The organism is Citrobacter freundii complex sp. 2025EL-00176 (genome assembly GCF_053309355.1).
Window position 1 is genome coordinate 235108 of sequence record NZ_JBRYHT010000002.1, and the last position, 13584, is coordinate 248691.

At 46.5% G+C, this 13584-nt stretch carries 11 protein-coding genes and 1 riboswitch; of the genes, 1 reads left to right on the forward strand and 10 read right to left on the reverse strand.

Annotation, left to right across the window (positions count from 1 at the left end):
• Positions 1–6: 6 nt before the first annotated feature.
• From thiD to ACVXHP_RS08250, 4 genes are all read right to left on the reverse strand, one after another.
• Positions 7–807 (reverse strand): bifunctional hydroxymethylpyrimidine kinase/phosphomethylpyrimidine kinase, encoded by an 801-nt coding sequence (gene thiD, locus ACVXHP_RS08235; protein ID WP_447571262.1) that lies wholly within the window; start codon positions 805–807, stop codon positions 7–9.
• Complete coding sequence (gene thiM, locus ACVXHP_RS08240) at positions 804–1592, reverse strand: hydroxyethylthiazole kinase (protein ID WP_447571263.1); 789 nt, start codon at positions 1590–1592, stop codon at positions 804–806. Before thiM ends, thiD begins: the two co-directional genes overlap by 4 nt.
• A gap of 31 nt (positions 1593–1623) precedes the next feature.
• A riboswitch (TPP riboswitch) is annotated at positions 1624–1720 on the reverse strand.
• Between the two features lie 220 nt (positions 1721–1940).
• A complete protein-coding gene (locus ACVXHP_RS08245) occupies positions 1941–2558 on the reverse strand; it encodes a TetR/AcrR family transcriptional regulator (protein ID WP_304700649.1) in 618 nt (205 codons plus the stop codon).
• Positions 2551–5676 (reverse strand): efflux RND transporter permease subunit, encoded by a 3126-nt coding sequence (locus ACVXHP_RS08250; RefSeq protein ID WP_447571264.1) that lies wholly within the window; start codon positions 5674–5676, stop codon positions 2551–2553. Before ACVXHP_RS08250 ends, ACVXHP_RS08245 begins: the two co-directional genes overlap by 8 nt.
• An 815-nt stretch (positions 5677–6491) precedes the next feature.
• Between ACVXHP_RS08250 and ACVXHP_RS08255 the strand changes: the two genes are divergently transcribed.
• Complete coding sequence (locus tag ACVXHP_RS08255) at positions 6492–6818, forward strand: RcnB family protein (protein WP_032941982.1); 327 nt, start codon at positions 6492–6494, stop codon at positions 6816–6818.
• Between the two features lie 46 nt (positions 6819–6864).
• Here the strand turns inward: ACVXHP_RS08255 and ACVXHP_RS08260 are convergent, their stop codons facing one another.
• From ACVXHP_RS08260 to apbC, 6 genes are all read right to left on the reverse strand, one after another.
• Positions 6865–7761 carry a fimbrial protein gene (locus ACVXHP_RS08260; RefSeq protein WP_316130121.1) on the reverse strand — a complete coding sequence of 299 codons (897 nt, stop codon included), beginning with the start codon at positions 7759–7761 and terminating at the stop codon, positions 6865–6867.
• A gap of 73 nt (positions 7762–7834) precedes the next feature.
• The gene (locus ACVXHP_RS08265) at positions 7835–10315 is read right to left on the reverse strand and encodes a fimbrial biogenesis outer membrane usher protein (RefSeq protein WP_316130122.1); all 2481 of its coding nucleotides are present in this window, start codon (positions 10313–10315) and stop codon (positions 7835–7837) included.
• Positions 10316–10327: 12 nt separating this feature from the next.
• A complete protein-coding gene (locus ACVXHP_RS08270; RefSeq protein ID WP_304700657.1) occupies positions 10328–11011 on the reverse strand; it encodes a fimbria/pilus periplasmic chaperone in 684 nt (227 codons plus the stop codon).
• A 45-nt stretch (positions 11012–11056) separates the two neighbouring features.
• Positions 11057–11623, reverse strand: a complete 567-nt coding sequence (locus ACVXHP_RS08275; protein WP_316130123.1) for a fimbrial protein — start codon at positions 11621–11623, stop codon at positions 11057–11059.
• Positions 11624–11901: 278 nt separating this feature from the next.
• Positions 11902–12183 carry a DUF2574 family protein gene (locus ACVXHP_RS08280; protein WP_316130124.1) on the reverse strand — a complete coding sequence of 94 codons (282 nt, stop codon included), beginning with the start codon at positions 12181–12183 and terminating at the stop codon, positions 11902–11904.
• 266 nt (positions 12184–12449) lie between these two features.
• Positions 12450–13559, reverse strand: coding sequence for an iron-sulfur cluster carrier protein ApbC (apbC, locus tag ACVXHP_RS08285; RefSeq protein WP_200005878.1), 1110 nt, complete (start codon positions 13557–13559; stop codon positions 12450–12452).
• Positions 13560–13584 lie beyond the last annotated feature (25 nt).

Below are 13584 nucleotides of genomic sequence, written 5' to 3' on the forward strand. Positions count from 1 at the left end.
TACTCATTACCACCACGCGTGGAAATGATGCACCGGACCAATTCCCTCACCCACTTCCAGCGTGTCGGCCTGTGCCAGCGCCGCCGAAAGCCACAGTTTGGCTTCCTGTACCGTATCAGCCCAATTGTTATGCCGTGGACGTAGCGCCGCCAGCGCTGCGGAAAGAGTACAACCGGTACCGTGGGTATTTTTGGTCAACACCCTTGGTGCAGTAAAACGCTGTTCGCCATCACGGGTAAACAGCCAGTCCGGGCTTTGCGCATCTTCCAGATGACCGCCTTTCATCAGCACCGCCTCACAGCCCAGCGCTCGCAGCGCCCTTCCCTGTTCTAACATCTCCTGCTCAGTTTGCGCATGCGATGCGCCGAGCAATGCCGCTGCCTCCGGCAAATTTGGGGTGATAATTGAAACCTGTGGCAGCAAACGGGTGCGCATCGTTTCTACCGCCGCGGGCGACAGTAATGGATCGCCGCTTTTCGCCAGCATCACCGTATCCAGCACCACATTTTGCATCCGATGGCGGTGCAAACGTTCGGCGACCGCTTCAACAATATCCGCTTCCGCCAGCATACCGATTTTGGTGGTATCGATACGTACATCGCTGAACACCGAGTCCAGTTGTGCGGCAACAAAGTCAGGTTCAATGCGATACACCGACTGCACCCCACGCGTATTTTGCGCCACCAACGCGGTGATCACCGAACAGCCATAAGCGCCAAGCGCGGAGAAAGTTTTTAAATCAGCCTGAATACCCGCGCCACCGCTTGGATCGGTTCCGGCGATCGTTAATGCGTTAATCCGTTTCATGCTTGCTCCTGCGCGTTCAGGTTATAGAGGGCGTCGAGAAATGCCGGGACAAAACTGCCCGGTCCGGTCGATTGTTGCGTGGCGATTTGTCCGGCCTGTTTCATCCAGCTGCAGGCGGAAGCGACGTTATCAAGCCGATCACCGGGCAATGCACAGCTGGCCGCAACGACCGCAGATAGCGCGCATCCTGTGCCGACTACGCGCGTCATCAATATATCGCCACCATTCACGCAGACGGTACGCTGACCATCGGTAACATAGTCCACTTCGCCGGTCACCACGACAATGGTTCCAACCCGACGAGCCAGCGCTTGGGCAGCGCCAAGCGCAGCGGCTGGCGTATCGGTCGTGTCCACGCCACGTCCCCCGCTATTAATCCCCGCCAGCGCCAGTATTTCTGAGGCATTACCGCGAATTACGGCTGGCTGTAGCGACAGTAAATCCAGACAAAAGCGGCGGCGAAAATCGAGTGCGCCCACGGCAACGGGATCGAGCGCCCAGGGAGTTCTGGCAAGGTGTGCCTGCTCAACGGCAGCGCGCATCGCCGTGGCCCGGTCACGAGTAAGCGTGCCGACGTTAACCAGCAACGCGCTGGCGATAGCCGCAAACTGGCTGGCTTCCTCGGGCTCAATCACCATCGCAGGTGATGCGCCTAACGCCAACAGCGCATTGGCGGTAAAGTTTTGCACGACCTCATTGGTCATACAGTGCGTAAGGGGGGAAAGCGTTCTAAATTGGTGTAAGGCGTGGGCCGCGAGCGCGCGGCTGTGCAGGTCAGGCTGCATGGTTCAGCTCCTGCCCGCGCGAAGAAGGGACACGAGCAGTGTCAGACTTCCCTACGCTGGCATTATCCAGATCAGGTGGTACGGGTATTTCTCAGCCTTCACCAGGAAGGGCACCCCGAGTCGTTGTTACATAAAACTCAATAATATTAAAGGATAGCGAGAGAAACTTACATACTCGAGCCCCTGCTATCCATTTACTGAATGGCGGAATGTATCCACACCCCATACTTTACCAGTCAGCGAGGGAAGTGAACAGCAGGGGTTGATTCTGGAAAGGGTGATCATTGCCGAAGGCGATGTTATCCACTCAGGCATTTCGTATAGCCTCTCATTGCTGAGACACAACGATCATCCCCGCTTAAATTCCCAGGCAGACAGAAACGTTGCAACTGAACATTCAGCCAATTTCTCAAGTTTATGGGGATCAACTGCTTTTTGCGCAATTATTGCACCAGGAAGCAGATATCCCATAATGGACCCGAGGAAAGCAGTAGCCTGTAATTCCGGATTATCTAACGTTACTATTCCTTCATCATTTTTCTGTTGCAGAATTTCTGTCAACGCCTGCAAAACGCGTCCAGAGTTTCTTTGCTCCAGCATGGAATGTAAATCAGGCTTTTGAACCAGCACTTGAATCAATAAACGCTGGAAATGGATATTCTCCGGAGTGTAGAAATGATTTTGTACAACCCGGGCAAACCCTCTCAGGAGATCGGGAAAATCCAGTTGCTCCTGGAGTAACTGGCGTAAAGGCGGCTGCATTTTGTCATTCAGAAATTCAAACGTCGCCAGCAGGAGAGCATCCTTTCCCCCAGGGAAATGGCTATAAAGTGTCGGCCGCGTTGTCCCTGCTTCACTGGCAATAGTATCAAGAGACACATCAATGCCATGCTTGAGAAACAGCTCACATGCCGTTTGTAAAATGCGAGGGCGGGACTTCATTGGCCGCCCGCGTTGATTAACCATTATTGCATTCCTTACGTTTGCCTTTTTTCAGTCTCGAGATTCCCTGCTGAATGAGAATAAAAAACATTGGGACAAAGAGCAGCGTCAGTAACGTGCCTGTGAGCATACCGCCGATTACCGACGTTCCAATCTCTTTTTGGCTGGAGGCCCCTGCGCCAGTAGAGAGTACCAGAGGGATAACACCAACAACAAATGCCAGAGACGTCATGATGACAGGACGTAAGCGTAATCTTGCGCCTTCAAAAGCGGCCTGGGTCAACGGCTTACCCTTGCGGATTTGCGCCAGAGCGAATTCAATAATGAGAATTGCATTTTTTGCTGAGAGCCCCATCGTTGTGAGTATACCCACCTGGAAGTAGACATCATTTTCAAATCCGGCGATTAAGGCTGCACTTACTGCGCCGAGAACCCCAAGTGGGATAATCAGCAGCACAGCAATGGGCACAGACCAGCTTTCATATAAGGCAGCCAGACACAAAAATACAAACGCAACGGAGGCAAGATATACCCATAGTGTCTGAGCCGATGAAGCCTGTTCCTGCCATGATATGCCGCTCCACTGCAGATCAAATCCTTCGATTGGCGCTATCAGCTTGGCCATTTCAGCCATTGCTACCCCAGAACTTATTCCCGGGACTGCGGCTCCTTGAAATTGCACAGCAGGTAATCCATTGAATCGCTGAAGCATTTGTGGACCAGTAGTCCAGCGGAAGGAGGCAAAACTGGCGAATGAGGTCATATTATCGCTACTGTTGCGTACAAACCAGGTGGATAAGTTTTCAGGTATTGAACGCCATGGCGCATCACCTTGTATATAAACCCTTTTTACACGGCCACGGTCAATAAAGTCATTAACGTAAATTCCTCCCCATGCAGCAGAAAGCGTTTCGTTGATATCCGCCTGTTCAAGGCCGTGAGCTTGTGCTTTTTGTCTGTCAATATCTACCTGCAGCAACGCCTTCGCGGCAAGGCTGTTCATTCGCACAGCGCTCAGATTTTGGTTTTCTCTGGCTGCCGTAAGTAACATTGTTTGCGCCTGATTAAGACTATGGTAACCGCGGTCTGAAATGTCCTGAAGCCATAATTCGAACCCGCTGGATTGTCCTAACCCACGAACTGTGGGTGGAGATACAATGCTGATAGAGGCATTCTGAGACGTTTGATTAAAATATTGAGTAGCTCTTGCGATAATAGCCTGAGCGCTGTTAGTTTCCCCCTGACGTTCGTCCCAGTGCTTTAACTCAGCAACGGACATTCCCACATTTTGCCCGCTACCTGCGTTATTTCGTCCAGCGACTGTAAATATAGCGTTAAGATTGGCATTCTCCTGAGTCATAAAATAGCGTGTGATTTCATCTCCAACCTTTTGAGTCATTGACATTGGCGCCCCTGGAGGAAGAGTGAACTGGATTGATATTGCCCCCTGGTCCTCCTCCGGAAGAAAACTGGTCGCGAGTTTTTGATATTGCCAAACCATGAAAATCGACATCAGAAAAGCGAGAATAATGATTCTCACAGGACGTGCTGATATTTGCGTGAGCACATTCATATAGCGATGCTGACTTTTTTCGACATACCTGTTGAAATGAGTGAAGAATTTCCCTTTCTTCTTATTTCGACTTTTAAGCAAATGAGCGCACAACGTAGGAGTTAAAGTGAGTGCAACCAGCACGGAAAGCGCCATAGCAGAAACAATGGTGACCGTGAACTGGCGGTAAATAATGCCGACTGAGCCACCAAAAAACGCAATGGGAATAAAAACTGCGGACAAGACCAGCGCGATACCTATTAATGCACCGGTTATTTCCCGCATGGAGTTTAGCGTAGCCTGCAGCGGATCGAGATGTTCTTCTTCCATCACGCGTTCGACATTCTCGACTACGACAATCGCGTCGTCGACAAGTAGTCCAATGGCAAGCACCATGGCAAAGAGTGTTAAGGTATTGATGCTATAACCGAGCAAGCTGAGGATGCCGAATGTGCCCAATAATACGACAGGCACCGTCAATGAAGGGATTAATGTGGCTCTCCAGTTTTGTAAGAACAGATACATTACCGCCACAACAAAAACGATCGCTTCAATAAGCGTCTGCACAACATTTTCGATGGACACCGTCACAAACGGTGTACTGTCGCGAGGATAGGCAACTACAATGCCTTGCGGAAATCGATCTTTTAATCTGTTAACTTCAGCACGAACCTTTTCAGCAGTTTCCAGAGCATTAGCGCCGGATGCGAGTTGAATAGATATTCCAGCAGCAGGATGACCATTCAGTGTGGTCAGATTCTGATAGTTTTCAGCCCCGAGTTCGACTCGAGCAACATCTCGCAAATATACAGCTGAGCCATCATTATTTGTCCGAAGAATGATACTTTCAAATTGCGTCGTTGTTTCCAGGCGGGACTGGGCAGTCACCGTCGCATTCAGATACTGATCGTTGAGAGAAGGCAGAGAGCCAATCTCTCCGCTGGTAACTTGCGAATTTTGTGCCTCGATAGCCGTTTGTACATCAGAGGGCATCAAACCATAATTATTGAGCTGATGTGGGTTGAGCCAAATCCGCATAGCATATTGCGCACCAAAAACAGTTGTTTCTCCCACCCCCTTAACTCGACTTAAGGGCTCCTGCAAAGTGTTGATAAGGAAGTCGCTAATATCGACACTGGTTAAACGATCGTTCTGGTCATATAAGGAGATAACCATCAGGCTATCTCCCTGTGATTTGGTCACAGAAAGCCCCTGTTGTTGCACTTCCTGCGGTAGCCGCGTCATAGCCTGGTTTACAGCATTTTGTACCTGGACCTGGGCTATATCGGGATTGATACCTTGTTCAAAAGTAAGGCTAATACGTGACTGACCAGCAGAACTGCTGGTTGAAGAAAAATAAAGCAGGCCATCAATTCCTTTGATTTGCTGTTCAAGTAGCTGCGTTACGCTGTCCTCAACGTTTTGCGCGGAAGCACCGGGGTAGTTTGCCGTAACGTTCACCCCCGGTGGCGCAATATCCGGATACTGCTCAACAGGTAGTGTTAAAAGAGCCAGAATACCAGCAGAAACGATGCAAATAGCAATGACCGCGGCGAAGACAGGACGGAAAATAAAGAAGTGAGCCAGCATCGTGTTTTCCTCCGTTTAGTCAATGGGGTCGCGCAGTGAAAACACGTGCGGAGGCCTGGCTCGTTGAATAAAAGCCATATGCGATGTTTGCCACAAACTAAAAACAGGTTGAGGCCTGGGTAATGTGACCGTTGCAGGGCATAGCAGAATATTGATTGCTTTTGCGACAATGTATCTGCTGATTTCGAGGCAAGACATTGTTCGTTGATGTTCACGCCATAGATAGTCATAGGTTTGGATAGTGAAACTATTTTGGAGTAGTAAAAAACGTAAATAGCTGAGTCGTAACTGCATGTGCTGATAATTCAAATCAGTACACTGAGAGCAAGCCTGCTCCCGGTCCCGCGTAACAAGACAGTGATCAACGGTCTTTGGCTCTACAGCCCCCCCTCCAGGCAGAGATGCGTTAAGCTGACATGAAAAAGTCATTAACAATATGAAAATTAATAACTTTTCCCATTTACTAAAGTTCGTCATAGTAAAGCCTCGCCAATTTATTTACTTTACAGTAAAGTAAATAAATTGATTAAACAAGCATCAACTTTTTACTCCATTCCATTAGTGGGATTTCTTGAAGACCATTGTTCCGGGTCACAGAAACCGGAGCAACTCATGTATGCTGTATAACAGCGGTACTCTGAGTTGATATGCAAAAACGTGATACCTCATCGCTAAATTGTCGCAATCCTGTACATTCATTTACACTTTTTACGAAATTACTGGAGTGATAACAAAAAAGTCCTTGTCAGATGTCCAGTAAGCCTGGAATGATAGATGACTGATTTCGATAACCCGAACAGGTAGAGAGGATGGGTATGAAGAAGAAAATGTTGCTGGGCGCGCTGTTGCTTGTAACCAGCACCGTCTGGGCCGCGCCTACAGCTACTGCTGCCGCAAAGGGTATTGATCAATATGAGCTAAAAAGTTTTATCGCTGACTTTACCCATTTCAAACCCGGTGACAAGGTTCCACCACTGTATCTCACCGAAGAATACACCATTAAACAATGGAATCTGCGCAACCTGCCCGCACCGACTGCAGGCACCCACTGGACCTACATGGGCGGCGCGTATGTGCTGGTCAATGATGCCGATGCTAAGATCATTAAAGCCTACGACGGCGAGATTTTTTATCACCGGTAAAAACCAAGCACTCTCTTAATTAAGAGAGTGCTTGGTTTTCAATATGTCATTGATAATCAACTCTGAAAATAACCTTGCTTGATATTTCTCCTATAGTCGGTTTTCCACTGCCAAGCAAAACATATTCTGCTGATATCGGAAAGGTATACTCAGAACTCAACGATGAGTATTTACTGACAGATAATAATGAGTCATTTTTATGTAAGCTTGCTGATTCGGCGCCTCTAAATAACTTAAACCCTACATTTTTTCCACCTGATAAAATTGTATTAACCAATACCAAACCATCAGCATCCCAATCTCCATCAACGATTTTCACTGATACTGGATTACTTGCTAATCCATTTATATCATTACACTGAAGCACAATATTTTCTATGCCGCTTCTTTTTTTGCTGCCTGATATTAATTCTTGTACCGTAACATCTTCCATTTTGATAAAGTAGTCCGAAGAAGAGAATTTACAGGTTGTTTTTCTATGTTTTACAGAAACATTAAGATCAACGTTATAATCACTTTCGGATCCCAAAAGCCAACATCCAAATGTTGAACATTTTTCTGAATTTATCACGAAAGCATCTTTGATCAGAAGAGTTTCACTTTCTTGTTTTATAGAAGGAGTATTACGACCACTTAACTCATAATTAAATGACAATGTCAATGTCTTATTTATGCTGCTCACTGAGTTATTCTTCCCATTCCAAAATTCATATTGAAGGTCAGTTACAGGGAAACCTGTTGGATCGACTGTATCAATGTTAAAACGGATACCATTAACAGAATATGTATTTCCTTTTATATTATTATGAAGATTCATTTGATCCGAAGATAATCGACACTTGAAGTCATTTTTGAAATTCAATGTTACATTTTTCTCTGCTGTATTCTCTACAGGTTCAAACTCAACATTTAATTCAATGCGTTCGTTATTTCCAGTACTCATTCTGCATGCGCCAAATGAACAGAATGAAATAAATAACATAGGTATACATATGTACAATTTCATACTTCCCCCCTCACCGACAAATATAAACTTTACTTTCATCAATCGTTTTACCGAAGGAGATTGAGCATGAAAGTCCCTGTTGTTTATCCACTGCGACTTTAATTTCCGGCGGCACGCTGTCGGTACGAATAAAGAGCTGGCTGCCCTGACCGACCAGGCCAACATTATTCCCTTGGTTATCTTCCACCTCATAACCAAAAGTTAAGGGCGAACCATCCGGGCGCTGGGCGCGAATAAACCAGGGCTGCCGTTGGTCGGTCTCAAATTTAACCAGCACCACGGCGCCGCGATAAGGCGCGGCACTGTGTCGGTTACCCAATAGCTCGGTTTTACTGTCGGTATTAGAAACGTCCAGCGTCAGGCTATTTTCCCGGTACGGGGTCAACATATCATATAGCACCACACCGCTGCGGTTAGTGGTGCGGTAACGTTGCCCGTTGACGTAGGCGCCTTCCAGTCCCGGCGCCTGCATTACTGCAAAAGTATCGGAAAGTCGGTTCGCCAGATTTACCCCGCCAGACCAGGCCACTATCCCGCCCGAAATATTACCGCCCGCCTGCCGGTATTTATTAGACTGGCTATAGCTGCCGCTTAGTTTAGCAAGCGGTGCGTTCCAGGTTAAGTTACCGCCTGCCGTCGTTTCGCTGTCCTGGCGCTGATGGCTCAGGTTAACGCCATAGTTAAACTGGTCGCGATCGCCCATCGTCCCGGAAAGTCCGGTATTGTTTGAGGAAAACCCATCGTTATTAAAGGTCGTTGAGTTAGATAAATATATCTGGCGGCGTCTTGAGGTAATATCATCCCCCCAGTCAAACGGAACAGAAATTAAAAGGTTAAAACGCTTATCCTCGCGATGATCCTCGTCATAGGTCTGGCTGGCCGAAAAGGTATAGCTAATACGTTGCCAGTTATTGGTATAACTCAACTGATAATCTTTGCTGCTACCGCTACGCCCCCAGTAGTCTCGCCACAGCGTACTGAGCGAGAATGAACCCCAGCCCTGTGGCAAAGATTGGCTAACGTTAGCCGAAAAACTGTTCTTACGACCAAAATCGTTCTGATAATAATCCGCGATGTCATACACATCATTTTCATCACGATAATAGCTGTCTTTGTTATTGGCCCAGACGTGATCGTTAAACGTGCGATAGTCTTTGGAAGAGTAGCGATACGCTGCCAGACCAAAACGCGTCGCCGTCTGCGTCAGATATTTGTTATAGGCAATCTGATAGCTCTGACCGTCAAAGGTATCGCCATTGTCCTGCTTACTATGCGATTTTGTGGCATCCACCGAAATAGCACCGATGCGTGTGTTCCAACCGGTACCAAGAGTAAAAGCATTATAATTTTGCGCCAGCATGGTGCCGCCATACAGCGTTAATAAATTATTCAGCCCATACTGATAGCTCATCTGCGTAAAATCGGTTTGATTACGCGCACCCTCAATATGGCTGCGTCCAGCGACAAAATCATATTTTGAGACGCCCGGTTGCAACATGTTGGGTACCGCTGCATATGGCACCAGATAGGTGGTGACCGATCCATCAGCTTCTTTGATGCTAACATCAAGATCTGCACCTCCCCCTGCTAACTGCAAATCCGCGATAGAAAACGGGCCTGGTGGTACTTCTTTCTGATACACCACAAAACCGTTCTGCTCAATAGTGACCAGCGCATTGCTCTGCGCAATCCCCTGCACCACCGGGGTAAAGCTTTGTTTTGAGTTGGGTAACATCTGCATATCGCGGTATAAACGCACCCCACGAAAGCGTACCGAGTCAAAAATATCAGATGAGGTGTACATATCTCCGGCGCGTAACGTGCCGAGAATTTGTGGAATACCGTACTCCAGATAAAGGGTGTTACTTTTCCATTCCCCGCTGCTGTCATCCGTTTTGTTGTAGCTGGCATCGGAATGCAACTGCCAGCCCAGCAGGTTTAATCCACTGGTAAAGCGCGCATAGGTACTTTTGCTGTTACCAGAATTCTTATAGTCGCTATAGTACTGGTTGAGATAATAGGAGGTATAAAGGGCATTGATACCGCGATCCCAGCTTTCCGGCGGCACATAGCCATTTTCCAGCTCGTCAACGTAGGCTTGGGGTACGCTAAGATCTAACTGAAATTTTCCTATGTTCCAGCGATAACTCCCACCCTGCACCGCTTGCTCTAGAGAAAGGCAGTTTTTGGTTTTATCAAGCTTATCGGTATTAATCCCTAAACGCGTGATGCTGTCGCGAGGCAGGCAGGTTTCAGCAGCCGTATCTTTAACTGTAATCTCATATTTGCCGCGCCACTGTTTATTAACGTAGATATCCACGTCATATTGGCCAGGTAAAGGATGATTATCATCAACGCGTAAAGCAGAAACTTTTTCGCCCTTCATCCCGCCCATCATAAAGTGTGTATCAAAAGTTTCTTCTGCCGACAGGACAGAAAAAGGCAACAATGACAATAAGATTGCAGAAGCAAGCGGGGTCATCCTTAACATAATCAGCTCCCGTTATCTCAGGCTGACGTTATCACTTATATAATTGCCATGATCATCAATAATAGTTAATTTATATTGACTGGCATTACTATTTTTCACTGTAAAAGATTCGCTAGATAATGGCGCAACCATCACCGAGTCATTATTTATCTTGATACTGCCAGCTTTAACTTCCGTGACCGTTATCCAGTTAGCACTGCTATTTTTTATAGAGAAGTTTTTTCCACTATGGGTTAACGATAGTTTTTTAAAAATTTCTTTATTAACTGGCGCAACACCTGCAGGACGATAAAAGAGCTTAATCCGGTTCTGCATGGCAAATTTAAGTACATTTTTACCATCATATGCCGGATTATTGGGTGGTATATCCAACACATTGAGATAAAACAGACTCTCTTTATTATTTGGTAGCATATTAGGCATTTTCTTAATTTTAAGCTGCTGCCCTGAATTTCCCGGCACCTTAGCTACTGGAGGCGTCAGCAAAAAAGGCACCTGAATCTTCTCAGGTGGCAGTGTTGTATTACCATCATCAATCCAGGCCTGTATCAGAGAAGCGCTTTTTTCTTGGTTCATCAACTGTATAACTATTTCATTTTTTTCTGCAGGGTAAATTACTCTTGTACCATAAATCACTATCCCTGCTTGAGCCGGTGTCATAAGTGATAATGTAATTACCGCGCCTAATATTTTCATTTTTATTCCCTTTTTATACCGGCAACCAAGGTTGCCGGTATAACACTATTCCTGAACAACAATCAGTTTTATATTTGCTTTTACTTCACCTGTACCAACGGGAGCACCTGCAGCACCTATAGCTTTTGCATAACGAGCCGAAAGTCGAAGCCCGTATTGAGTATTACCCTCAGTTGTTCCCAACCGTTCAAGATCCGAAAGCTTAAATTCATCCTGACCATCTTTTGTAATTAAAACATTCTTGTGAAACAATTTAAAACCGACCTCTGCAGGACCTGCACCTTTATTTTCAATAACACTATTATAATCAAAAGCACTACCATCAACTTTTATTTTGACATTATCACTAGTATTACACTCAAGAATTAAATTCTTATCTGCTTCATTTTCACCATACCCCGTATCCTGACCCGCGGCCAGTGGAGTAAGTATTGTAGCGGGAATATCGTCTAATGTAATAGTCGCGGTATTTGCTGTATCAAGGAACTTACAAGCGGTACCTGACACCATACCGGTAATTGTTAACGTACCTTCTTCAACCCCAGCAGCAAACGCCCCAGCACTCATAAATACAGCAGACAGTACAGCAGCAGAAATAATTGAACGTTTCATAATATCTTCCTTAATAAAATATTTTCTATTTGTTAAGAGAGTTAACTCTTGGATTTAAATTCGCACACCAGAAACGTTACCGCAATGTAAACGCGTTGTTTTATTGATTTAAAACAAGTTACAAATATCAATATAGTTGTAGCAAATAAGTGAAGGTAAGTACTATTTTTAATTTTAATAAATTAGCGTAATTAATCGATAAAAATCATTTGTTATGCAAATAAAAAAGCCTCCATCATTCATTAAAATGATAGAGGCTTAATAAGTGATACATTTTCTTAGTCGTAGTGATTTAACACTATCTGTCGTGTGGAATCCCCAGGAACAGCGACAATTTCAGTAACTATGCCTTGAACAGAAGCGGAATTAACATTGTTGATATCTGTATGATGAAGAGTCTGACCGCATCGATGCTCCACCGTATTATTCACAACATCAGTACTGCATGTTAGTTCAACAACTCTCCCGGTAATGGTTAAGGTTGCCGTATCAGAAGCCAAAGCCTGTAAACTCATTCCATAAGCCAGAGTTATAAATCCCAAGAATAAACCTTTCTTCATTGCGTTCATTATTCCTGTTTTAAGTGGAAAACAGCGTACAAGCTATTTGTCCGTTGAATTATGTATTAACATCCCTGCTAAAACCAATTGAAATGGTAGATTAATGAGATAGGTTTGATCAATTCAAATGATGCATTGAGGTGAATTATTCAGAAAAAGACATGAATCATACAGGCGGGATAAAAAATACTGCAAAGATCTTTAACTCTATATATTCACCGCATCAATATATCATTAATGCGGTGAATAATATTTAACGCCAGAAATTACACCGCGCGGAAGGCAATCTCGCCCGGAATAACTTCCCCCTGCCAGTACAGCTGCGCTGCTACGCGCCCTGCAAGGTCACGGTAAATGGTGGTAAATTCGCTGTCTGGACGGCTGATAACCGTCGGCGTACCGCGATCGAGGTCTTCACGCAGAGAAATATGCAGCGGCATTTGCCCCAGCAACTGGGTGTGGTACTGCTCGGCCAGTTTCTGCGCGCCACCGGTGCCAAAGATGGGCTCATGATGTCCGCAGTTGCTGCAAATATGCATACTCATATTCTCAACAATACCCAACACCGGCACTTCGACTTTTTCGAACATCACAATGCCTTTTTTCGCATCGATCAGCGCGATATCCTGCGGCGTGGTCACCACAACCGCCCCCGTTACCGGAATGTTCTGCGCCAGCGTCAGTTGGATGTCACCGGTGCCCGGCGGCATATCCAGTACCAGATAATCGAGATCCGGCCATAAGGTTTCCTGCAGCATCTGCAACAGCGCTTTACTGGCCATCGGCCCGCGCCACACCATGGCGTTATCGTCGGTGACCAGATATCCAATGGAGTTGGTCGCCAGACCGTGAGACATGATCGGCGCCATATGGGTGCCGTCCGGCGAAGTGGGACGCTGGTTTTCCGCACCGAGCATCGTCGGGATGGACGGGCCATAAATATCAGCGTCAAGAATGCCCACCTTCGCCCCTTCCGCGGCCAGCGCCAACGCCAGGTTCACCGCGGTCGAGGATTTGCCTACGCCACCTTTACCCGAGCTAACGGCAATGATGTTCTTCACACCATTAATACCCGGCTGGTTTTTCACGCGCTTCAGCGTCGCGATGTTATGTGACAACTTCCAGTCAATCGCTTTTGCGCCGGTAATACGCAGTAGATCGGCACTGCATTGCTCTTTTAGCTCTTCAAACGCGCTCTGCCAGACGAACGGCATGACCAGCTCAACGTGCAACGTGTCATCCATCCAGGCGACGTGGTGCAACGCTTTAAGCGTCGTCAGATTATGCTTCAGGGTTGAATGCTGAAAATTCGCCAGCGTCCCGGCGACCATCGCGCGCAGGGCTTCTGGTGATTTGGCCTGGGATTGTGGGTTCATCCCGACTCCTTTTTGTTGTTCTGAA